Source organism: Allobosea sp. GW821-FHT03A12, assembly GCF_058986765.1.
The window spans coordinates 296943-317751 of sequence record NZ_JBYSVZ010000007.1; the positions used below are offsets into that span (position 1 = coordinate 296943).

The 20809-nt window shown below is 67.7% G+C and carries 20 protein-coding genes; 11 read left to right on the forward strand and 9 right to left on the reverse strand.

The genetic code is table 11. The features are described 5' to 3' along the window. Nucleotides 1–4: 4 nt before the first annotated feature. Nucleotides 5–907, reverse strand: coding sequence for a LysR family transcriptional regulator (locus AC3WLC_RS26715; protein ID WP_493686924.1), 903 nt, complete (start codon nucleotides 905–907; stop codon nucleotides 5–7). Between the two features lie 98 nt (nucleotides 908–1005). Between AC3WLC_RS26715 and AC3WLC_RS26720 the strand changes: the two genes are divergently transcribed. Together AC3WLC_RS26720 and AC3WLC_RS26725 are read left to right on the forward strand one after the other, a co-directional pair. Beyond that, nucleotides 1006–1632 (forward strand): glutathione S-transferase family protein, encoded by a 627-nt coding sequence (locus AC3WLC_RS26720; RefSeq protein ID WP_493686925.1) that lies wholly within the window; start codon nucleotides 1006–1008, stop codon nucleotides 1630–1632. 4 nt (nucleotides 1633–1636) lie between these two features. Next, nucleotides 1637–2548, forward strand: coding sequence for a pyridoxamine 5'-phosphate oxidase family protein (locus AC3WLC_RS26725; protein WP_493686926.1), 912 nt, complete (start codon nucleotides 1637–1639; stop codon nucleotides 2546–2548). Between the two features lie 9 nt (nucleotides 2549–2557). Here AC3WLC_RS26725 and AC3WLC_RS26730 read toward each other — a convergent pair whose 3' ends face one another. From AC3WLC_RS26730 to AC3WLC_RS26755, 6 genes are all read right to left on the reverse strand, one after another. Next, a complete protein-coding gene (locus AC3WLC_RS26730; protein WP_493686927.1) occupies nucleotides 2558–2923 on the reverse strand; it encodes a tRNA-binding protein in 366 nt (121 codons plus the stop codon). After that, a complete protein-coding gene (locus AC3WLC_RS26735) occupies nucleotides 2920–4896 on the reverse strand; it encodes a methyl-accepting chemotaxis protein (protein ID WP_493686928.1) in 1977 nt (658 codons plus the stop codon). Before AC3WLC_RS26735 ends, AC3WLC_RS26730 begins: the two co-directional genes overlap by 4 nt. Nucleotides 4897–5010: 114 nt before the next feature. After that, the gene (locus tag AC3WLC_RS26740) at nucleotides 5011–5739 is read right to left on the reverse strand and encodes a TetR/AcrR family transcriptional regulator (RefSeq protein ID WP_493686930.1); all 729 of its coding nucleotides are present in this window, start codon (nucleotides 5737–5739) and stop codon (nucleotides 5011–5013) included. 67 nt (nucleotides 5740–5806) lie between these two features. Beyond that, nucleotides 5807–6622 carry a pyrroline-5-carboxylate reductase gene (gene proC / locus AC3WLC_RS26745; protein ID WP_493686931.1) on the reverse strand — a complete coding sequence of 272 codons (816 nt, stop codon included), beginning with the start codon at nucleotides 6620–6622 and terminating at the stop codon, nucleotides 5807–5809. A gap of 82 nt (nucleotides 6623–6704) precedes the next feature. Continuing rightward, nucleotides 6705–7211: a type III secretion system chaperone family protein gene (locus AC3WLC_RS26750; protein WP_291675731.1), complete on the reverse strand. Its 507-nt coding sequence runs from the start codon at nucleotides 7209–7211 to the stop codon at nucleotides 6705–6707. Between the two features lie 355 nt (nucleotides 7212–7566). Further along, nucleotides 7567–7821, reverse strand: a complete 255-nt coding sequence (locus tag AC3WLC_RS26755; protein WP_493686932.1) for an accessory factor UbiK family protein — start codon at nucleotides 7819–7821, stop codon at nucleotides 7567–7569. 196 nt (nucleotides 7822–8017) lie between these two features. Here AC3WLC_RS26755 and AC3WLC_RS26760 point away from each other — a divergent pair, with 196 nt between their 5' ends. From AC3WLC_RS26760 to pth, 7 genes are all read left to right on the forward strand, one after another. After that, the gene (locus AC3WLC_RS26760) at nucleotides 8018–8560 is read left to right on the forward strand and encodes a hypothetical protein (protein ID WP_493686933.1); all 543 of its coding nucleotides are present in this window, start codon (nucleotides 8018–8020) and stop codon (nucleotides 8558–8560) included. 212 nt (nucleotides 8561–8772) lie between these two features. After that, nucleotides 8773–9717 (forward strand): ribose-phosphate pyrophosphokinase, encoded by a 945-nt coding sequence (locus AC3WLC_RS26765; RefSeq protein ID WP_291675737.1) that lies wholly within the window; start codon nucleotides 8773–8775, stop codon nucleotides 9715–9717. Between the two features lie 13 nt (nucleotides 9718–9730). Next, nucleotides 9731–10471 carry a 7-cyano-7-deazaguanine synthase QueC gene (gene queC / locus AC3WLC_RS26770; RefSeq protein ID WP_493686934.1) on the forward strand — a complete coding sequence of 247 codons (741 nt, stop codon included), beginning with the start codon at nucleotides 9731–9733 and terminating at the stop codon, nucleotides 10469–10471. Between the two features lie 5 nt (nucleotides 10472–10476). Next, nucleotides 10477–11040 carry a VUT family protein gene (locus tag AC3WLC_RS26775; protein ID WP_493687154.1) on the forward strand — a complete coding sequence of 188 codons (564 nt, stop codon included), beginning with the start codon at nucleotides 10477–10479 and terminating at the stop codon, nucleotides 11038–11040. Between the two features lie 146 nt (nucleotides 11041–11186). Beyond that, the gene (locus AC3WLC_RS26780; RefSeq protein ID WP_493686935.1) at nucleotides 11187–13043 is read left to right on the forward strand and encodes a putative bifunctional diguanylate cyclase/phosphodiesterase; all 1857 of its coding nucleotides are present in this window, start codon (nucleotides 11187–11189) and stop codon (nucleotides 13041–13043) included. A 142-nt stretch (nucleotides 13044–13185) separates the two neighbouring features. Beyond that, nucleotides 13186–13797 carry a 50S ribosomal protein L25/general stress protein Ctc gene (locus AC3WLC_RS26785; RefSeq protein ID WP_493686936.1) on the forward strand — a complete coding sequence of 204 codons (612 nt, stop codon included), beginning with the start codon at nucleotides 13186–13188 and terminating at the stop codon, nucleotides 13795–13797. Between the two features lie 90 nt (nucleotides 13798–13887). Next, nucleotides 13888–14499 (forward strand): aminoacyl-tRNA hydrolase, encoded by a 612-nt coding sequence (pth, locus tag AC3WLC_RS26790; RefSeq protein WP_493686937.1) that lies wholly within the window; start codon nucleotides 13888–13890, stop codon nucleotides 14497–14499. An 8-nt stretch (nucleotides 14500–14507) separates the two neighbouring features. Here the strand turns inward: pth and AC3WLC_RS26795 are convergent, their stop codons facing one another. Both AC3WLC_RS26795 and AC3WLC_RS26800 read right to left on the reverse strand, forming a co-directional pair. Next, on the reverse strand, nucleotides 14508–15110 hold the full coding sequence (locus AC3WLC_RS26795) for a hypothetical protein (RefSeq protein ID WP_493686938.1): 603 nt from the start codon (nucleotides 15108–15110) through the stop codon (nucleotides 14508–14510). A 96-nt stretch (nucleotides 15111–15206) separates the two neighbouring features. Continuing rightward, nucleotides 15207–18158, reverse strand: coding sequence for an autotransporter outer membrane beta-barrel domain-containing protein (locus AC3WLC_RS26800; RefSeq protein WP_493686939.1), 2952 nt, complete (start codon nucleotides 18156–18158; stop codon nucleotides 15207–15209). Nucleotides 18159–18526: 368 nt separating this feature from the next. Between AC3WLC_RS26800 and ychF the strand changes: the two genes are divergently transcribed. Together ychF and AC3WLC_RS26810 are read left to right on the forward strand one after the other, a co-directional pair. Next, a complete protein-coding gene (ychF, locus tag AC3WLC_RS26805) occupies nucleotides 18527–19624 on the forward strand; it encodes a redox-regulated ATPase YchF (RefSeq protein ID WP_493686940.1) in 1098 nt (365 codons plus the stop codon). A gap of 130 nt (nucleotides 19625–19754) precedes the next feature. Then, nucleotides 19755–20768, forward strand: a complete 1014-nt coding sequence (locus tag AC3WLC_RS26810) for a MaoC family dehydratase (protein ID WP_493686941.1) — start codon at nucleotides 19755–19757, stop codon at nucleotides 20766–20768. Nucleotides 20769–20809: the final 41 nt, after the last annotated feature.

The window sequence follows — 20809 nt, forward strand, 5'->3', positions numbered from 1 at the left end:
AAGCTCAGCTCCCGGGCCTGATCACCGGCAGCTGTGCCAGCCGGCCGGCGGCGAAATCGAGGAAGGCGCGGACCTTGGGCTGGAGGTGCTGCCCGCTCGGCACGACGAGCTGCACCGGCGATGCCGGCGGCTCCCACTCCCGCATGACCCGCACCAGCGTGCCGGCTTCCAGGTCCGGCGCGACCTGATAGGACAAGGCCCGCGCCAGGCCACGACCGGAGCGCGTCGCGATCAGCACGGACTCGATCTCGTTGACGATCAGGCGCGGCGTGACCTGAACGGTCGCGCTCCGCGCTCCTCCGGCGAAGCGCCAGAGCATGCTCTGGCCGGCAGCGATGCTGACGATGGTGTCGTGCCCGGCGAGATCGGCCGGCCGCTGCGGGATACCCCGGCGCTCCAGATAAGACGGCGCCGCGACCAGCACCCGCCTGACTTCGCCGACCTTGCGGGCGACCAGCCGCGAGCTCGGCAACGCGCCGATGCGAACTGCCAGATGCAAGCCGTCCTCGATCAGGTCGAGATTGCGGTCGGCCAGCACCAGCTCGATCTGGATTTCCGGATGCAGGTCGAGGAATTCGGCGACGACCGGCGTGACATGGCGCCGGCCGAAGGCCGTCGGCGCCGTGATCCTGATCAGGCCGCGCATCGGCGCCGCGGTCACGCCGGAGAGCGAGGCCTCGTATTCCGCAAGGATATTGCGGGCCGAAGACGCGAGCTCTCGCCCAGCCTCGGTTGCCATCAACTGCCGCGTCGTCCGCGCGATCAGCCTGACGCCGGCACGCTCCTCCAGCGCCGCCAGCGCCCGCGTCACCGCCGGACGCGAACGCCTGAGCTGGCGCGCCGCGCCGGCGAGGCTGCCGGTGTCGATGATCGCCACGAAGATCGAGAGCTCATCGAGCCGATCCATAATCATTCCATCATTCGGAATTCTGATTTGCCAGCCTACCAGCTTTCGCCGCTTCACTGAAACAATCAAGTTTAGCCCAGCACCACCGCGAGGCTCAGATGACCCAGGCCAAGATCACCCTCCACGGCACGCCGCTGTCGGGCCACACCCACCGTGTCGAATTGCTGCTGCGCGCTCTCGGGCTCGCTTTCGACTTCGTGCCCGCTCCGGCGGAGGTGCGCCGCAGCGAGGCGTTCCGGAGCAAGCTCAACCCGCTCGGCCAGATCCCGGTGCTGCAGGACGGCGATCTCACCCTGGCCGACAGCAACGCCATCCTGGTCTATCTGGCCCGGCGCTACGCGCCGGAGAGCGACTGGCTCCCGCAGGAGCCGGTTGTCGCCGCGCAGGTACAGCGCTGGCTGTCGATCGCCGCCGGCGAGGTCATGCACGGCCCGGCGATCGCCCGGATGATCGCGCAGTTCAAATACGAGGACGACCCGGTGAGGGCCGAGCGCGTCGCAGCCCGGCTGCTTCCCTTCATGGAAGGGCATCTTGCTGACCGCAGCTTCCTCGCTGCCGAGCACCCGACGATCGCCGACCTCGCCTGCTATTCCTATGTCGCACATGCGCCGGAGGGCGGCATCCCGCTCGATGCCTACCCGGCGGTGCGGACCTGGCTCAGACGCATCGAGGCCCTGCCCTTCTTCAAGCCGATCCCGCCCTCACCGATCCCAGCAAGGGGCTGACACCATGGACGCCTCGCCCTTTCATGAAGGCGAGCTGGAGGCGCAAGCGCTCGCCGGCGAGAGCTCGCGCGGCGCCGGCATCCGCAGCTTCATGCCGGACCAGCATCGCGATTTCTTCGCGCTGATGCCCTATCTCTTCGCGGCCGGGCGCGACGCGCAGGGCAAGCCGATCGCGACGGTCCTCACCGGCCCGGAAGGCTTCGTCGCCAGCCCGACGCCGAACGAGCTCGCCATCGCCGCCCTGCCAGCTCCGGGCGATCCGGCCGATGCTGCACTGGGCGCTGGCGCGCCGATCGGCCTGCTCGGCCTCGACCTGCGCACCCGGCGCCGCAACCGCGCCAACGGCGTCATCGGCAAACGCGACGAAAGCGGCCTGACGATCGCGGTGAGCCAGAGCTTCGGCAACTGCGCCAAATACATCCAGGTCCGGCAGCATGAACTGGTGCCAGCCGTCGCAGCTGCTACCGAAGAACTGGGCAATCTCGATGCGGCGGCCAGCGCCCTGATCGCGCAGTCGGACACGCTCTTCATCGCCAGCGGTTCGGAGAGCGGCCTCGACATCTCGCATCGCGGCGGCAGGCCGGGCTTCGTGCGGATCGAAGGCAATCGGCTGAGCGTGCCGGACTTCGCCGGCAACAGCTATTTCAACACCTTCGGCAACCTGCTGCGCGAGCCGGCGACATCCCTGCTCTTCATCGACTTCGCCAAGGGCGACGTATTGCAATTGCAAGGCGTGGCGGAGGTCGTCTGGAGCGGCCCGGAACTGGCCGGGCTCGATGGCACCAGGCGCCTGCTCCATGTCGAGGTGACGCGCGCCTGGCGGCGCAAGGCGGCGCTGCCCTTGCGCTGGAACGAACCGGAACCGGCGCCGACCACGCTGGCGACGGGAACCTGGCGGCAGGATCGCGCCGCCTGACCAATAGTCTCAGTACAGCCGACCACCCATGGGCACCTCGAGCGAGGGGCCGATCAGCACCACCTCGCCGTCGGCATCCGGCACGCCGAGGGTCAGCACCTCCGACATGAACTTGCCGATCTGGCGCGGCGGGAAGTTGACCACCGCCAGCACCTGCCGGCCCGGGAGCTCCTCAGGCCGGTAGTGCTTGGTGATCTGAGCCGAGGATTTCTTGCGGCCGATCGTGCCGCCGAAATCGATCACCAGTTTGATCGCCGGCTTGCGCGCCTCAGGGAAGGGAGCGGCTTCGACGATGGTGCCGACGCGGATGTCGACCTTGAGGAAATCGTCGAAGCCGATCTGCGCGGCGACCTCGCTAGGATTAGGCGTGCTCAAAATTCCTCCCAGCCGCGATCGCCGCCATTGGCGGCCTTGCGCACGGCGCTGCCATGAGACTGAACAGGCGCCGCCGCCATGGCGCGCGCCGGGCGCGGCGCAGGCGCCGCAGCCTGCGCCATCTTGCCCGCCATCGTCCTCAAGGCAACCACGTCGCCGCCGAGCCGGAAGCGCCCGACCAGCGCCGCCAGCCGATCGGCTTCCTGCGCCAGCGCCTGCGAGGCGGCTGTCGACTGCTCGGCCATGGCGGCGTTCTGCTGCGTCGCCTGATCCATCTCGTTGACCGCGGTATTAACCTCCTGCAGGCCGGTCGCCTGCTCCTGGGCGGCCGAGGCGATCTCGGCGACCAGCGAGGTGGCGCGGGTGATCTCCCCGGACATCCGCTCCAGCGCCGTTCCGGTCTGGCCGACCAGCGCGACACCCTTCTCGACCTCGACGCTGGAGGCAGTGATCAGCCCCTTGATCTCCTTGGCCGCATCCGCCGAGCGCTGTGCCAGCGCCCGCACCTCGGAGGCGACGACCGCAAAGCCCTTGCCGGCATCGCCGGCACGCGCCGCCTCGACCGAGGCGTTGAGCGCCAAGAGGTTGGTCTGGAAGGCGATCTCGTCGATCACGCCGACGATCTGCGAGATCTCGTCCGACGACTTCTCGATGCCGCTCATGGCGGCGACGGCCTCACGCACGATCTGGCCGGACTGCTCGGCTTCGCCCTTGACCTGCGTGGTGGCGAGGCTCGCCTGACGCGCCCCCTCGGCGGTCTGGCGCACGGTCGCGGTCAGCTGGTCGAGCGCCGTCGCGGTCTCCTCGACCGAGGAGGCCTGCTGCTCGGTGCGGCTGGCGAGATCGTCCGCCGCCTGGCTGATCTCGCCGGCGCCGGCCTTCATGCTCTCGGTATTGGTCGCGATCTGCCGCATCGTCTCTTCGAGATGCGCCATTGCCGCGTTGAAGTCGTTCTTCAGCTTGACGTATTCGGCGCTGAAGGCCGCCTCGATCCGGTAGGTCAGGTCACCCTCGGTCAGGTGCTCCAACCCGGCGCCGAGCGCGTCGACGACCACAGCTTGCTTCTTCGCGTCGTCGCTGCGCTGCGCCTCGTTGAGGCTGCGCTGCGTGTCGGCCGCCCGGCGCTGCTCGCCGGCATCGGCTTCAGCCTGGGCCTTCTCGGCCTCGACCTGCTGCTTCGTCAGCGCCGCGTCGCGGAAGACCACGAGCGCGCGCGCCATGCTGCCGACCTCGTCCTGACGCTCCTGATAGGCGATCGGCGCCTTGAGATCGCCGGCGGCGAGCGTGCTCATATTGCCGGAGACGGTACGCAGCATCCCGGAGGCGCGGCGGCTCAGGAAGACGACGAGCCCGAGCAGCAGCAGCGCCAGCGGCACCAGCACGACCGCGACATCCTTGATCATGCCGAAGAAGGCGACATCGACCGCATGGACATGCATGCCGGTGCCGATCGCCCACTGCCATTTCGGCACGCCGATCACATAAGAGACCTTCAGCGAAGGGTCCTTGTCGCCCCCCTTCACCCAGAAATAGTCGACGAAGCCAGCGCCCTTGGTCCGCGCTGTGTCGGTCAGCTCCTTGACGAAGAGCTTGCCTGTCGGGTCCTTGAGCGGCGACATGTCGGTGCCGACCAGCTTCGGGCTGGCATGCGCGATGTTGACGCCGTCATAGCGGATCACGAAGAAGTAGTTGCCGTCGTCGAAGCGGGCATTGGCGATCGCATCGAGCGCCAGCTTCTGCGCCTCGGCGTCCTTGAGCTCGCCCTTCTCCACCCTCGCCACATAGGCGTTGACCGTGGAGGCGGCGGCCTCGACCGCGTTCTTCACCTCGGCCCGCTTCAGGTCGAGCATGTCGATCCGGGCCTGGTTGAGCGTCACGGCGGCGCTCGCGATGGCGATCACGGCTGCCAGGATGGCGACCAGCCCGAACGAACGGCTGATAGACAGCCCGGCAAGCTTCTTCAACACAGACATTGTCGCCCCTCGCGAACGTGATTCTTCACATTCGCGCGGAACGGCTAATGCCCACTTAACGCTGTCACTTTTTTGCCACAATCAGCAGTTGCCGACCGCAACCAGTGGTTGCCGTCAGATCGCGGGAGCGTAATCGTCGCCCTCTTCCCGCCGCATGCGCTCGCGCCGCGGCGTCCGCCTCACGCCCGAACAGAGCGAACGGGCAAGGCCGCGCAGCGGCGCCGTCAGCCGGTGGACGTCCTCGACGCGGGCCATGATCTGCCCGGCCGTCTTCAGCTCACGATCGAGCTTGGCCATGGTGCGCGACAGCTCCGGCTCGTCGTCATCGAGCCAGGTGTCGAGCACCCGTGCCATCAGCAGCGTCGCGCCGCGGACGCGGACGGAGCCGAGATCGTCCTCGGTCGGGATGCCGGCGGAGGCGAGCAGATAACGCCAGGAGTTCACCGAATTGCGCCCAAGCGCCGCGAGTGCCAGTGGCTGGCGGCGCAGATGCGGCATCAGCGCCTTCAAGCCGGCCTTGTAGGGCGCCAGCGCATCGAGCCGGCGCATCACCAGGTCGAAGACGCGCTCCTTGTAGGATTCCTCCATGAGGTCGTCGGAATTCCCGGCCAGCACGGCATCGTCGAGGACGCGGCCGAGCCCGCCGAGGATGGCGAGCTTGGACGGAAAGAGCCCGCGCAATTCGGCGAGGCTGATCCCGGCCTCGCGGGCGATCGCCGGCAGTTCGATCTCGTCCCAGCCCTGCGTCGCCGCCAGCCGGAACAGGGCATCGACCACGGCGCGTCGCGGATCGGGCTTCGCGGCCGGCTTCTCAGTTTCGGGGGAAACGGGTTTGCGCGCCATCGGCGTCTCCTGTCGCGAGCGGATACAAGAGAAGCTAGGACGCAACCGGGGCGCTTGAAAGGCCGCCTCAGCCGGAAAGCTCCTCAGCGCGGCGTTTGGCGGCAGCGACGGCGCGTCGCATCAGCGGCGCCAGGCCGTTGTCGGCCATCAGCACTTCGAGAGCGGCGGCGGTGGTGCCGCCCGGCGAGGTCACGTTCTGGCGCAAGGTCGCCGGCGGCAGCGGCGATTGGAACAGCATCTCGCCGGCGCCCTCGATCGTGGCGCGCGCCAAGCGGCCGGCGATATCGGCCGGCAGGCCCGCCGCGACGCCGGCCGCCGCCAGGCACTCGACCATGTTGAAGACATAGGCCGGGCCCGAGCCCGAGACGGCGGTGACGGCGTCGATCAGCCCTTCGTCGCCGAGCCACTCGACCTTGCCGACGCCGGCGAGCAGCGCATCGGCCAATTGCCGCTGCGCTTCGCTGACGCCCTTGCCGGCCGCAGCCGCGGTGACGCCGCGCCGGACCGAAGCTGGCAGATTCGGCATGGCGCGCACGATCGCATTCGCATTGGGCAGGCGAGCCGAGAGATCGCCGAGCGTCTTGCCGGCGAGGATCGAGATCAGCAGCGTCTTCGGCCCGATCAGCGCCTGCACGGCAGGGGCGGCGGTATCGAGCATCTGCGGCTTGGTCGCCAGCACCACCACCTCGGCGGGCTTCGGCGCGGCCGGGTTGACGCTCATGCCGTGGGCGGCAGCGAGCGCCTGCATCTCGTCGGAGATATGCGGGTCGAGCAGCGTGATCCCCGCGCCGTTCACGCCGATGCTGAGCCAGCCCTCCAGCATGGCGCCGCCCATCTTGCCGGCACCAACAAGGGTGAGGGTCTGCGGAAGCGGGCTGGCCATGGCGTCTCTCCGATCGATGCGCGATTGCGCATGGACCTGAACCGCCAAGCACGGCCCGGGTCAAGCCCGGGCCAGCCGGCCTTCACGCTTCGCCGACCGTCTCCAGCAGCGCGCCTTCGAGCGCCTCGCGGGCGTTCTTGCCGGCCCAGACCACGAACTGGAAGGCCTGGTAATAGCGCTCGCAGGCGTCGATCGCCGCCTTGATCAGGCCGGCGGCCTGCTCTTCGGTCGGCTCGGCCCCGCCCGAGAGCAGCAGCGCATGGCGATACATCACCACGTTCTCGCGGCTCCACAGGTCGAAATGCCCGAGCCAGAGCTGCTCGTTGACGAGGCTGACGAGGTTCATCACCTCATTGCGCCGCCGGTCCGGCACCCTGAGGTCGAAGGCGCAGGCGATGTGCAGCGACTCGACTTCGGAAAGCCAGGTGATGGCGACGTGATAATCGGCCCAGCCACCTGTGACGGAGACCGAGAGCTCGTCATCGCTGTCGCGATCGAAGCTCCAGTCGTTCAGCGAAGCCAGGCGTTCGACGAGATCGAGAGGGTTTGAGGGGCGTTCGGTATCGGCGTCCAGATCAAGGTCCATCATGCCCAAGGTCCAACAGCCGGCGCTGGCCCTGACGGCAGGCGCGGCCTGTTCAAGAACGGGAACACGGCGACTGGAAAAGCGTAAGGCACGCAACCCGACCAGGAGACCGCGAATAGTCCAGTCTCCGCTTCATCAGCCGGCTCTCAAATAGAGCCTACCGACGAATCACCTCTCTTCATCGACGATAGCTCAGGCGAGTCAGGAGCCCTAACAGAACCTGCGCGGTTCTGATCGAGCCCTTCGGCACCCGGTACGCGATGCAAGCTCTGCGGATTCGACGCCCGCCTCAATCCCTCAAGGGGGCTGTCCACAACACGAAGGTGTGGACTGGCTGCCGGCCTGCATGGGCCCGGATTTACTTCGACTCGGACTTGCCCTCGAGCGCCGCCAGCCGGGCCGCCAGCTTGTCGTTCTCCTCGCGGGCCAGCAGCGCCATCTCGCGAACCGCCTCGAACTCCTCGCGCGTCACCACGTCGAGGTCGCGCAGCAGCCGCTCGATCTGGGTCTTGACCACGGTCTCGACCTCGCGGCGCACGCCCTGCGCCGCACCGGCGGCGTCGGTCGCCAGCCGGGCGATGTCGTCGAGGATACGGTTGGACGTGCTGACCATCGGAGCTCTCCGGCAGGCGCTCCATGCGCCCTCGCGGGAGATATGGCGAAGGAGCGTCGGGAGCGCAATCGCCGCGGCGCAGCCGGCTCGTTTCGCCTCTCCCCTGCCCTATCTGGACCTTGGGGATGGTTGCGCTTACAACGAGCGCCGCAGGGAAGACCAGCAATCCAAGCCCAAACAACGGGCGGGAGGCGTCATGTCGGTACGTTTTAACGGCCTCGTTCTGGGGCCGCTCGCTGCGCTTGCGCTCGCAGGCTGCCAGGAAACCACCACCACCGCGGCTCGGCCGCGCGTCGATGCGCCGGGTGTTCCGGTCTCGGTCCAGAGCATCTCGGGCGCGCCCGACCAGGTGACGGCGCATTTCGCCGGCCTGCTCGGCGAGGCCGCGGCCGAGCGCAAGATGGAGATCGTCCCCGGCGACAAGCCGGCCCGATTCCGGGTGCGCGGCTATCTCACCGCCCAACCCACGGAGGACGGCCAGACCGCCCTTGCCTTCGTCTGGGACGTCTATGACGAGAGCAAGAAGCGCGCCCAGCGCGTGCAGGGCGAGAGCCTCGGCAAGCGTGGCGGGAGCACCGACCCCTGGGCCGGCATCGACCAGACCATCGTCGCCAAGGCCGCGTCCGAATCGGCCGATGCGATCGCGAGCTTCCTGACGACGGCGCCGGTGCCCGAGCCCAAGACCGATGCCAAGGGCAAGACCCGCACCGCCCAGGCGGCGCCGGAGAAGAATCGCTAGAACTTTCGCACTCGGCCCGGAGCGCCTTCGGGTCGAGTCGATTCACGATATCCCGCAGGACGTGCACCGCACCCCGCTGCAGTGCAGCATTTGCATGGGGATGCCGCGCCTCTTTTGTCGACTCGGCGTCATCACGCTGTTATGAGCCCTTCGAAACTGAGCCGCCCCCGCTCGGACGGCTCGCCTTATTCTGCGTTTCGGGTGCACCCGGCATGGCCTCCTCCTTCAAAGTCGTCGCCGGCAATTCCAATCGCCCGCTCGCCGAAGCCATCTGCAATCATCTCGATGTCCCGCTCGCCCGGGCCCAGGTCCGGCGCTTCGCCGACATGGAGATCTTCGTCGAGATCCAAGAGAACGTCCGCGGCCAGGATGTCTTCGTCATCCAGTCGACCTCGTTCCCGACCAACGACCACCTGATGGAGCTGCTGATCATCACCGATGCGCTGCGCCGCTCCTCGGCCAGGCGCATCACGGCGGTGATCCCCTATTTCGGCTATGCGCGGCAGGACCGGCGCGCCTCCGGCCGCACCCCGATCTCGGCCAAGCTGGTCGCCAACCTGATCGCCCATGCCGGCGTCGACCGCGTGCTGACGCTCGATCTGCATGCCGGCCAGATCCAGGGCTTCTTCGACATTCCGACCGACAACCTGTTCGGCGCCCCGCTGATGGCGCGCGACATCAAGGACAGGCTCGAGTGGAAGAACGCCATGGTCGTCTCGCCTGACGTCGGCGGCGTGGTGCGCGCCCGTGCCCTCGCCAAGCGCATCGATGCGCCGCTCGCCATCGTCGACAAGCGCCGCGACCGGCCGGGCGAGTCGGAGGTGATGAACATCATCGGCTCGGTCGAGGGACGCTCCTGCATCTTGATCGACGACATCGTCGATTCCGGCGGCACGCTGGTGAACGCCGCCGACGCCCTGCTCGCCCAGGGCGCCAAGGAGGTCTACGCCTACATCACCCATGGCGTGCTCTCCGGCGGCGCGGTTGCTCGTATCGCCTCCTCCAAGCTCAAGGAGCTGGTGATCACCGATTCGATCATGCCGACCGAGGCGGTGAAGGTGGCGCGCAATATCCGCGTCATCTCGATCGCCGGGCTGATGGGCGAGGCGATCGAGCGCACCGCCAGCGAGTCGAGCGTCTCCAGCCTGTTCGATTGAGGAGAGGCACGTGATGGCGGCCATCTCGGCCGGCGCTGACCGGGCCCTCGTCCTCTTCTCCGGCGGCCAGGATTCAACCACCGCCCTGGCCTGGGCGCTGGAGCGCTTCGGCGCGGTCGAGACCGTCGGCTTCGACTACGGCCAACGCCATCGCATCGAGCTGGAATGCCGCGAGACGATCCTCGCGAGGCTGCCTGCCCTGTCGCCCGCCTATGCCGACAGGCTCGGACCGGATCACCTGCTCGACCTGAAGACGCTGGGCGCGATCTCCGACACCGCGCTGACCAGCGAGAGCGAGATCGCTTTCGCCGAGACCGGCCTGCCGACCACCTTCGTTCCCGGCCGCAATCTGATCTTCCTGACCTTCGCCGCGGCGCTGGCCTATCGCCGCGATTGCAAGCACATCGTGCTCGGCGTCTGCGAGACCGATTATTCCGGCTATCCGGACTGCCGCGACGACACGATCAAGGCGATGCAGGTCGCGCTCGGCCTCGGGCTCGACCGGAGGCTCGTCCTGCACACGCCGCTGATGTGGCGCGACAAGGCCCAGACCTTCGCCCTGGCGAAGGAGCTCGGCGGCGCCCCGCTGCTCGATCTGGTGGTCGAGGAGACGCATAGCTGCTATCTCGGCGACCGCAGCAAGCGCCATCCCTGGGGCTATGGCTGCGGCCATTGCCCGGCATGCGACTTGCGAGCCAGGGGCTTTGCGGCCTATGAGGCCGCGCCGGACAACAGCGGACCCAGAGGCTGCTAGTGACCATGACGATTGATCGGCAGCGCCGGGTCGAGGGCTACATCGCCCTTGTCCTCTTCACCTTGACCATCCCGCTCGCCAACTGGCTGATCGGGAATGTCGGCACGGTCTGCGTGCCCGACGGCCCCTGCCTCGTGCCCGTCGCGCCCGGCATCAAGGCGCCGAGCGGCGTGCTGATGGTCGGGCTCGCGCTCGTGCTGCGCGATATCGTCCAGCGCCGCCTCGGCCCGTTCGCCGGCCTCGGCGCGATCGCGATCGGCACGCTGATCTCGGGCATGCTGGCGCCGCCGGCCATCGTCCTGGCTTCGACCACGGCCTTCCTGCTCTCCGAGCTGGCCGACTTCGCTGTCTATACCCCGCTGCAGCGCCGCCATTTCGTTGCGGCCATCGCGGCTTCCAGCGTGCTCGGCCTCGTCGTCGACAGCCTGGTCTTCCTCTGGCTCGCCTTCGGCAGCCTCGACTTCCTCTCCGGGCAGATCATCGGCAAGGCCTGGATGGTGCTGCTGGCGCTGCCGCTGATGCACCTGCTGCGCCGGCGCGACGAGCGGATCGGGCTCTCTCCCGCCTGAGCCGACCGCTCGCATTCGGTTTTTTAAGCAATTGCGGTCATCTTACCCGCCTGAAGATCAGAAAGCCGACAATTCGACCCAAGCGGGAAACCGCGATTTCATGCCCCTGCGGCATGATCGCGCCTCCCGTTCCGCCGAGAGCCCCTATGCGCCGTCCCGATTCCGTCGAGCGCCTGCAATCCCTGCAAAACGCCATCCTGGAATCGATCGCGCGCGGTGAGGAACTGGCCGCGATCATGACGGCGCTCTGCGAGCGGGTCGAGGCGCTCGCTCCCGGAGTGGTCTGCTCGGTCGTCACCATCGACGATGATTTCCGGCTACGGCCGCTCGCGGCGCCGAGCCTGCCGCGCGCCTATGGCGAAGCGGTCGACGGCACGCCGATCGGCCCGCGCGTCGGCTCCTGCGGCACGGCGATCTACCGCAAGAGCCCGGTCGAGGTGACCGATATCGCCAGCGACCCGCATTGGGAGGGCTATCGCGAGCTCGTGCTGCCGCTCGGCCTTCGCGCCTGCTGGTCGAGCCCGATCGCGGCGCGCGACGGCCGCGTCGTCGGCAGCTTCGCCTTCTATTACCGCGAGCCGCGCGGGCCGGCGCTGTTCGAGCGCCGGATCGTCGAGACCTGCGTGCATCTCTGCGCCATCGCGATCGAGCACGAGGAGGTGAATGCCCGCAATCACCGCCTCGCCTATTTCGACACGCTGACCGGCCTGCCGAACCGGGCCCGCTTCAACGAGGCGATCGGCCAGGCGACGCGCCGGGCCTCGTCGCGCTTCGGCCTCATCCTGATCGACATCGACCATCTCAAGGCGGTCAACGACACCATGGGCCACCCGGTCGGCGACCGGCTGATCGAGGCGGTCGGCGCGCGACTGGCCACGGTGGCGCCGGACGGGACTGCTTTCAGGGTCGGCGGCGACGAATTCGCCGTCCTGGTGCCCGGCTGCGACAAGGCCGGGCAGTTGCGCGGCGTCGCCAGCGCCATCCTCGCCGCAATGCAGACACCCATCGATTGCGAGGGGACCAGCATCGTCCCCAGCGTCACCATCGGCGGCGCCATTGCCGGGGAAGACGGCGCTGACAGCGTCACCCTGCGCCAGAACGCCGATTTTGCGCTCTACCACGCCAAGGAGACCCGGCGCGGCGGCTATGTCCGCTTCAAAAGCGGCCTGCGGACCTCGATGACCCGCCGCATCCAGACGATCCGCGCCGTCGACGACGCTTTGAGCGGCGGCCAGCTGATCCCCTACTACCAGCCGATCATCCGGCTCGAGAGCGGCGAGATCCGGGGCATGGAAGCGCTGGCACGCCTGCGTCTCGACGACGGGCGCGTGGTGGCCGCCGGCGAATTCCAGGACGCCCTGCTCGACCCCAAGCTCGCCTATCGCATCTCCAACCAGATGCTGGCGGCGATCGCCGCAGACATGGCGCAATGGCGGCGCGAAGGCCTGCCGATCCCCTATGTCGGGCTCAACGTCACCTCCGCCGACTTCCAAAAAGGCGATCTCGTCCAGCGTATCGTCCGGGCCTTCGAGCGGGCGCAGGTGCCGCTCGATCACCTCGTCGTCGAGATCACCGAGCAGGTGATCATGGGCGGGCGCCGCGACGGCGTCGCCCGAACCATGGCGGGCCTGCGTGAGCGCGGCATCCTGGTCGCGCTCGACGATTTCGGCACCGGCTTCGCCTCGCTCACCCATCTGCTCGATTTCCCGGTCGACACGATCAAGATCGACAAATCCTTCGTCGCCGGCATCGAGGGCGGAACCCGGAACGGCGCGATCGTCGAGGCGCTGATCGCCATCGCCACCCGGCTCGGCATGCGGATCGTGGCCGAGGGCATCGAGAACGACGGCCAGGCCCGGCGCCTGGCCGGATTGGGCTGCGGTCTCGGCCAGGGCTATCACTTTTCGCGGCCGATGCCGGCAGAGGCGGTCCCCGCCTTCGTCGGCAGTTTCAGCCGCGGGGTTTCAAGTTCCCTGTCGCGCCCGGCCGCCACCGCAGCCTGAAATCCGGCTGCGGACTTGAGATTGTCGCCGGTTTCGCCTATGAGCCTGCCAGCGTCCCACTGACACCCTTGGAGGCAGGGGCGCGAACCGCAATGGCCGCCGGCAGGCGGCCATGTCTTTTGAAGAACTAAGGATCAGACACATGACCGCCGTGAAGCAGATTCAGGCTTCGGCGCGCGCCCAGGTCGGCAAGGGGGCCGCCCGGGAAGTTCGTCGCCAGGGCCTCACTCCCGCCGTGATCTATGGTGCGGGCGAAGCGCCTGTCGCCATCGCGCTCGATGCCAACAAGACCCGCCAGATGATCTATGCTGGTCACTTCCTGACCACGCTGTTCGAGATCGACGTCGAGGGCAAGAAGACGCGCGCCATTCCGCGCGACTACCAGCTCGACCCGGTCAAGGACTTCCCGATCCATGTCGACTTCCTGCGCGTCGCCGCCGGCCAGACCATCAAGGTCGAGGTTCCCGTGCACGTCATCGGCCAGGACCAGTCGCCGGGCCTGAAGAGCGGCGGCGCCCTGCAGATCGTCGAGCACTCGCTCGAGATCGAAGTCGCTCCCGAGAGCATCCCCGAGTTCGTCGAGGTTTCGGTCGCGGGCCTTGCGGTCGGTGACACCCTGCATGCCGACGCGATCAAGCTGCCGGCCGGCGTGACGCTGACGGCGCGCGACAACCCGACGCTCGTCACCATCGTGCCGCCGACCGTCGAGGCGGAAGCCCCGGCTGCGGCCGAGGCCGAGGCCCCCAAGGCCTGAGCCGGTCCTTCGTCAGCTTGACGAAACCAACGGACGGCCGGGCATGCCCGGCCGTTTTGCTTTTGACGACAGCAGCACGGATTCCGAACGATGCTGATCTTCGCCGGCCTCGGCAATCCCGGCCAACGCTATGCCCGCAACCGCCACAATATCGGCTTCATGGCGGTGGCGGCGATCGCCCGCGCCTGCAATGCCTCGCCCTGGCGCGCCCGGTTCCAGGGCTATGCCTGCGAGGCGACGATCGGCGGCGAGAAGGCCCTTCTGCTGCTGCCGCAGACCTATATGAACGAATCCGGCCGCGCGATCGGCGAGGCCGCGCGCTTCTTCAAGGTCGCTCCGGCCGACGTCATCGTCTTCCATGACGAGCTCGACCTGGCCCCCGCAAAGCTGCGCGTGAAGCTCGGCGGCGGCAATGCCGGCCATAACGGCCTGCGCTCGACCACCGCCGCGATCGGCAACGATTATCGCCGAGTCCGGATGGGCATCGGCCACCCCGGCGACAAGGCGCTGGTCCATGCCTATGTGCTCAACGATTTCGGCAAGGCCGAGGAGCCCTGGGTCGAGGACCTCTGCACGGCCTGCGCCGACAATGCCGCGCTGCTCGCCGCCCATGACGATGCCGGCTTCCAGAACAAGGTCCACCTGTTCATGGACGCGCGCGGCCACGGCGCGGTGAAGCGCCTCGGCGAGAAGGCCGAATAGGACTCTCTTCAGAGAGGCAGCTGGGCGCCGGCCCGGGCGATCGTCACCCGGTTGCTCGACAGGCTGCCATCGGCCTGCCGGCTCGCGGTCAGCGCCACCTGTGCGCCGGCGACGAGATCGGCGGCCTGTGCCGGCGCGGCCATGATGATGTTGGCTTCGGGCGTGATCGCGATCGTCTGCTCGCCGCCCGGATAGGTCAGCGTGACGCTGCTGCCGTCGACGCGCGAGACCGTCTCGGCCACCGTCGCATTGGTCATTGTCGAATCCGGCAGCACCGCCCAGGGCCTGTGCCCCTCGCCCGTGCCGCGCATCGCCTCGGGAAAGATGAAGACCTGCACGGCCGTCAATCCGCCCCCAGCCTGCGGGCGGGCGCCGACGCCGATGAAGCTGCCCTTCTTAATGTCGGCCATCGAGGCCTTGACCACGGCGCCGACCGAATAGCTCGGCACGAGCGCGATTGTCGTCGTGATACCGTCCGACGTCTTGACCGTCAGCGACTGCCCGTCGAGGCGCTCGACCGTGCCGCGTATGCGGGTCTGCGGCGTCTGCGCCTGCACCCCGGCGGCGAAGAGCGTGACGAGGCCGATGAAGGCAAGCGAGGCAAGGCGCATGGAGCAGCTCCGGTAACCGGTCTTTTCGATTGCGCCCCACTCGTGCGCGCTCGGCAGAGGCGCCGCCATGCACGTTCGCGTGATACAGCCGTTCTCTCAGAAGCTGACCTTCAGCCGCGCCTGTCCGCCGATACGCCGGGCGCTGTCGGACATCTCGCCGTCGATGTGAGCGCCGATCGTCACCGACGGGCTGAGCTTGAAATCGAGCCCCGCCGCCAGCAATGCGCTATTGCGTGGCGCCCGTGCGCCTTCGATCACGAAGCCGGAGCCCGCCAGCCCGGTGAGCGAAGCGCTCAGGCTGGCATCGCGCTGGTAGTAGTGAGCCCAGGACGCGCGCAGATAGCCGGCCAGCGTCCGGCCGCCCAGCGCACTGGCATAATCCAGTTGAAGGCCGAGCTCGCTGCGCGAGGTGAGGTCGGTGCGCTTGGCCAAAGCGAGCGCAATGGCATTGGCGCCGGTCCAGCTCGCCTCGACGCGGGCCGGGCTGGAGGCCTGCATGACCTGCAGCGCCGCCAAGGGTGACAGGCTGAAGTCGCCCCAGCTGGCGAGCGCTGCGCTGGCCTGAAGGCGGCCGCTCCAGGCGGTGGTGGTGTAGGAGGAGGACAAGGCGCTGCCGAGCAGCGGCACGCTGCGCTTCACCTCGGTGTCGAGCACGCCATAGCCGAGTGCCGCAGCGAGGTTGAGCGGCCCCAACCGCGTCGCGCCGTAGAGCCCGGCCTGGAAGACATCAGCCTCGGCCTTGCCGAGGCCGCCTGCCAAAGATGCCTTGGCGCTGCCGCCCGAGAGCGCAAAACCTACGATCGTGCCGGGGGTGATCCGCAGGTCGGCACCGACTGCCAGATGCGCATCGTCGAGATCGCGCCGGGCCGAGCCGATTCGGGCAGAGCCGTCGGCACGCCCGGATCCGCCGAACGCCGCGCCCCAGACCGAGTAGCGTGACGCTTGCAGCGGCTGGAAGACGTCGGTTGCAAGCGCCCCCTTCGGCGTCAGCGCGGAGAATGCAGCTGCCCCCGCCGGCTGCCCGCCTGCTCCGCGCCCCGCCGCGAACGGGTCGAGCATGGCCCGCAGGAACTGGTCGGCGGCCGAGAACGCCATCGCCGGCGCCGCCGCATGAACCTCGCCCGAAAGCTGGTTCACCGCAGCGGGAATCGACGCCGCCGGCAGATTGTAGAGAGCGAACAATGCAGACACGTCCGCGCCACCCGCAACCGCCCGATCGAGCCCGCTGGCGACCGCATGGGCGTTGGACGGCGCAGCCACCAGGCCGGCCAGCGACTTGGGAGACAAGGAGATCAGCAAGTCACTCGCAGTGTAGGTGACGTCGATGGCGATGCCCGCTCCGAAGGCGGACGACGAATCCACCGTGCCGAAACGGCTTCCACCAAGGCCGCCCTGGGCCGAGAGCAGGGTATATGACGTACCGAAGGCATAGGTTCCCGACAGCCAGGTCAACTTCAGCGTTCCCGCCAGGCTCGCGGTGCCGCTCACGTTGATGCGGTCCGAGACGGTTCCCTGGATCTCCGCCTGATAGGTCGACTTCGCGCCCATCGTCAGGTTGCCGTTGATCGTCAGCGTGCCCGGCGAGTTGCCGGGAGAGATCGTGCCCAGCACCGTCGTCGATGGCAGTTGCCCGGTGCCACCGATCGTCCCTTGCTCTCCGACCGTCACGCTGGAGAAGGTAGCCAGCGATCCCTCGGCAACGAGGACGCCACCGGTCACCTCCATCGACCCGGTGAAGGTGGTCTTGTCGCCGCGCAGTGTCGTCGTCCCGCTTTCGTGGACGATCGTGCCATTCCCGGTGATGTCGGCGTCGACGACGTAGTTCGTCTCGGTGTGGTTGAAGACGAGCCGTCCGGTTCCGCGGCCGAACCGGATCTCCGATACGTTCAGGTAGCCTGCCGCCTGGGCCTGCTGGCCCGATGCCGCCCCGATATTCACAGTGCCGGTCGAGCCGGCCTTATTGGCAATGACCAGCATCCCCGAGCCATTGTCCGCACTCACCTTGCCGCCATTGTCGACCGTGAGCTCGCCGGTGCCGAGATTCCCGACCATCACATAGACGGTGCCGAGCCACTGCGAGTTCGCGCCGGTCACGCGCAGCTCGCCGCGCGATCCGGCCTCGTACGCCAGGATCCCCTGCTTGGTGGTGAACGTGGCACCGTCAGCGACGACCACGCTGCCTTTGCCGTTCATGCCGATAACCGTGAAACCGGTGCTCGTCAGCGTCGTGCCGGCGCCCTGGAGGGTGAGGGACCCCTGTCCCCCGGCGATCCATCCCAGGTAGACATTGTTGCCGACCTTTACCGTGCTGCCATTGGAAACGGTGACATCGCCGCGGCCCGATTGGCCGATCATCAGCGCGCCCCAGATGTCCCAGTTCGACGCGTCGACGGTGCCGGTCCCTGACGCTGTCGCATTGTAGCCGAAGGTCACAGCGCGGTCGCTGGCCTTGGCTCCTGCGAGTATCTGGTACGAACCCCGCCCCTGGTCGCCGACGACGTGGCCGTTGCCGTTGTACCAGGACGTTCCGGCTCCCGTGACGGTGATGCCGCCGGAACCGGTGGTGAAGACGCCGCTGCGGACGAACTGGTTGAAACTCACGCTCGCACCGTTCGAAACGGTGAACGTGCCGCTGCCTCTATAGCCAAGGTCGAGATAGGTGCCGTTCCACGTGCCGCGATCGACATGCACCGCCCCGGTCTCGCCGGCGAGGTTGCCGATGGTCACGTAATCGGTCGTGGTGATCACCCCTCCGGCCGCCACCGTCAGCGACTGGCCGGCCCCAGTGGCGCCGATGCGAAGTGTCTTCGTCGCAGCACCGGGCGCGGTGATGATCGGAGCGATCAGGGATCCGGATCCGATGACGACCGCAGTGGCCCCTGTGGGAAGGGCCCCGGTCGACCAGTTGCCCGGCGTGTACCAGTCCGATGTGGCGCCTTGCCACGCCGTCTGCCCGAAACCGGGCGTAGCGGCGAACCCAAACAGGCTCGACGTCGCCAGAACAGCCGCCTTGGCACCAGCCGAGGCGGCACGACCTAGGGTAAGCATGGCTATCTCTGAAATATCTTAAGAATTCGGAAGCCATACAACCTAGCGTTACATTTTCCCCCGACCAATCATAATTTCGGCCGGGCTCCAGACGGATGTGAACGGCTGTACAAATCGAGCGCCAAGCGCCCTCTTGCGTGCTGCGAGCAAGAGGGCATGCTTGAAGATTCATAACCTTCCCCTGAGGAAGAAGCTCTCCTCCTCGCGCCGGCGGATCCGGACACCGCCCTGGTCATGCATGCGGCGGGTGGAGGCGAGCCTTGCGCCATCTTGTCTTTTGGCGCTCGGGCGCCAATAAGGCCGGGAGCATTCACATCATCATCTCGTCACCGCCCTTTTCGCGGCGGCAACGCAACGGATCAGCCAGCATGGGCTTCAAATGTGGTATCGTCGGCCTGCCGAATGTCGGCAAGTCGACCCTCTTCAACGCGCTGACGCAGACCGCGGCGGCGCAGGCGGCGAACTATCCGTTCTGCACGATCGAGCCGAATGTCGGCGACGTCGCGGTGCCGGACGAGCGGCTCGAGGCGCTCGCCGCCATCGCCGGCTCGAAGGAGATCATCCCGACCCGGCTGACCTTCGTCGATATCGCCGGCCTCGTCCGCGGCGCCTCCAAGGGCGAGGGCCTCGGCAACCAGTTCCTCGCCAATATCCGCGAGTGCGACGCCATCGCCCATGTCGTGCGCTGCTTCGAGGACAGCGACATCACCCATGTCGAGGGCAAGATCGCTCCGATCGCCGACATCGAGACGATCGAGACCGAGCTGATGCTCGCCGACCTCGAAAGCCTCGAGAAGCGCGTCCTGCCGCTGGAGAAGAAGGCCAAGTCCGGCGACAAGGAGGCCAAGGAAGCCGCCGACCTGATGAACCGCTGCCTCGTTCTGCTGCGCGAGGGCAAGCCGGCCCGCCTCGTCCAGGTTGCGCCCGAGGAACGCCGCGCCTTCGAGATGCTCGGCCTGCTCTCCTCCAAGCCCGTGCTCTATGTCTGCAATGTCGAGGAAGCCAGCGCCGACAAGGGCAACGGCTTCTCCGAGCAGGTCAAGGCGCGCGCCGCCGAGGAAGGCGCGGTCGCCGTCGTCGTCTCCGCCAAGATCGAGAGCGAGATCGCGGTTCTGCCAGCCGGCGACCAGAAGGACTATCTCGAAGCCGTCGGCCTCGACGAGCCCGGCCTCAACCGGGTGATCCGCGCCGGCTACGCCCTGCTCAACCTCGTCACCTATTTCACCGTCGGTCCGAAGGAGGCCCGCGCCTGGACGATCGAGAAGGGCACCAAGGGGCCGCAGGCCGCTGGCGTGATCCATACCGATTTCGAGAAGGGCTATATCCGCGCCGAGACCATCGCCTATGACGACTACGTCGCCAACAAGGGCGAGAGCGGCGCGCGCGAGGCCGGCAAGTTCCGGCTCGAAGGCAAGGAATACGTCGTCGCCGACGGCGACGTGCTGCATTTCCGCTTCGCCAACTGAGCCTCTGACGCCGGAGCGAAAGCCGCTCCGGCGCCATGCCTGGTGAGCATTCGGAGTTTGCGTGTTTTCAGCTCGCTCGCGAGTGTGCACGCAAGCAGAATGCGGGCCTGATCAGTGAGATGGACTAACGATGCTCTACTTCGAGGACTTCGTCCTGGGCTCGGTCAACGAGTACGGCTCGCTCCCCGTCTCGCAGGACGACATCCTCGCCTTTGCTCGCCGTTTCGACGCGCAGGACTTCCACATCGACCCCGAAAAGGCCAAGGCGAGCTTCGTCGGCTCGCTGATCGGCTCAGGCTGGCATAGCTGCGCCCTGCTGATGCGGCTGGCTGCCGAAGCTTTCTTCCTCGACACGACCTCGATGGGCTCGCCCGGCGTCGAGGAGGTCAAGTGGCTGCGGCCGGTCAAGCCCGGCGACACGCTGCGCCTGCGCTGGACCATCGCCGAGACCAAGGAATCGCGCTCCCGGCCGGAGATGGGGCTGGTGAAGTTCCGCTTCGAGCTCCTCAACCAGCGCGGCGAACCGGTTGTCGAGCAGGTCAACTGGGTGATGTTCGGCCGCCGCGGCTCCGGATTCGAGGCGGCGCGCGGCGACTGGCTGGCGCACTCCGCCAGCTACGAACCGCCGCAGCTGACGACCAGCGTCGAACCGCCCGCGAAGCCGACTGCCCCTCCGCGCTATTTCGATGAGCTCGTGATCGGCGACAGCAACGAGCTCGGCAGCCTCGTCTTCACGCCGCAGGAGATCGTCGCCTTCGCCCGCTCCTTCGACCCGCAGCCCTTCCACATGGACGAGGAGGCAGCGCGCAAGAGCTCCTTTGGCAACCTCTGCGCCTCAGGCTGGCATACCGCTGCGGGCTGGATGGCAGCGATGGTCAGCCACCGCCGTCGGCAGGAGGCCATGCTTGCGCCGGCTGCAGCGCCGCGGCTCGGCCCCTCGCCCGGCTTCAAGAACCTGCGCTGGCTGAAACCGGTCTATGCGGGGGACCGCATCACCTATCACTCCACCGTGGCCGACAAGCGCCCGAGCTTCTCGCGTCCGGAGTGGGGCCTGTTCTTCCACCACAACACCGGCGTCAATCAGAAGGGCGAGACGGTGCTGAGCTTTGAGGGCTGCGTCTTCCTCGAACGCAAGCCGGCCTGAGGCCTTTTGCCGAATTCATCAGCCGGAGGCGAAGAGGCAGC

Excerpts from the sequence above, each read along its gene's own strand:
- AC3WLC_RS26740 (WP_493686930.1), bottom strand. The coding sequence starts at position 5,739 with ATGGCGCGCAAACCCGTTTCCCCCGAAACTGAGAAGCCGGCCGCGAAG.
- AC3WLC_RS26765 (WP_291675737.1), top strand. The coding sequence starts at position 8,773 with ATGGCCTCCTCCTTCAAAGTCGTCGCCGGCAATTCCAATCGCCCGCTC.
- pth (WP_493686937.1), top strand. The coding sequence starts at position 13,888 with ATGCTGATCTTCGCCGGCCTCGGCAATCCCGGCCAACGCTATGCCCGC.
- AC3WLC_RS26760 (WP_493686933.1), top strand. The coding sequence starts at position 8,018 with ATGTCGGTACGTTTTAACGGCCTCGTTCTGGGGCCGCTCGCTGCGCTT.
- AC3WLC_RS26735 (WP_493686928.1), bottom strand. The coding sequence starts at position 4,896 with ATGTCTGTGTTGAAGAAGCTTGCCGGGCTGTCTATCAGCCGTTCGTTC.
- AC3WLC_RS26725 (WP_493686926.1), top strand. The coding sequence starts at position 1,637 with ATGGACGCCTCGCCCTTTCATGAAGGCGAGCTGGAGGCGCAAGCGCTC.
- ychF (WP_493686940.1), top strand. The coding sequence starts at position 18,527 with ATGGGCTTCAAATGTGGTATCGTCGGCCTGCCGAATGTCGGCAAGTCG.
- AC3WLC_RS26720 (WP_493686925.1), top strand. The coding sequence starts at position 1,006 with ATGACCCAGGCCAAGATCACCCTCCACGGCACGCCGCTGTCGGGCCAC.
- AC3WLC_RS26755 (WP_493686932.1), bottom strand. The coding sequence starts at position 7,821 with ATGGTCAGCACGTCCAACCGTATCCTCGACGACATCGCCCGGCTGGCG.
- AC3WLC_RS26750 (WP_291675731.1), bottom strand. The coding sequence starts at position 7,211 with ATGATGGACCTTGATCTGGACGCCGATACCGAACGCCCCTCAAACCCT.
- AC3WLC_RS26795 (WP_493686938.1), bottom strand. The coding sequence starts at position 15,110 with ATGCGCCTTGCCTCGCTTGCCTTCATCGGCCTCGTCACGCTCTTCGCC.
- AC3WLC_RS26715 (WP_493686924.1), bottom strand. The coding sequence starts at position 907 with ATGGATCGGCTCGATGAGCTCTCGATCTTCGTGGCGATCATCGACACC.
- AC3WLC_RS26780 (WP_493686935.1), top strand. The coding sequence starts at position 11,187 with ATGCGCCGTCCCGATTCCGTCGAGCGCCTGCAATCCCTGCAAAACGCC.
- AC3WLC_RS26775 (WP_493687154.1), top strand. The coding sequence starts at position 10,477 with ATGACGATTGATCGGCAGCGCCGGGTCGAGGGCTACATCGCCCTTGTC.
- queC (WP_493686934.1), top strand. The coding sequence starts at position 9,731 with ATGGCGGCCATCTCGGCCGGCGCTGACCGGGCCCTCGTCCTCTTCTCC.
- AC3WLC_RS26810 (WP_493686941.1), top strand. The coding sequence starts at position 19,755 with ATGCTCTACTTCGAGGACTTCGTCCTGGGCTCGGTCAACGAGTACGGC.
- AC3WLC_RS26785 (WP_493686936.1), top strand. The coding sequence starts at position 13,186 with ATGACCGCCGTGAAGCAGATTCAGGCTTCGGCGCGCGCCCAGGTCGGC.
- AC3WLC_RS26800 (WP_493686939.1), bottom strand. The coding sequence starts at position 18,158 with ATGCTTACCCTAGGTCGTGCCGCCTCGGCTGGTGCCAAGGCGGCTGTT.
- proC (WP_493686931.1), bottom strand. The coding sequence starts at position 6,622 with ATGGCCAGCCCGCTTCCGCAGACCCTCACCCTTGTTGGTGCCGGCAAG.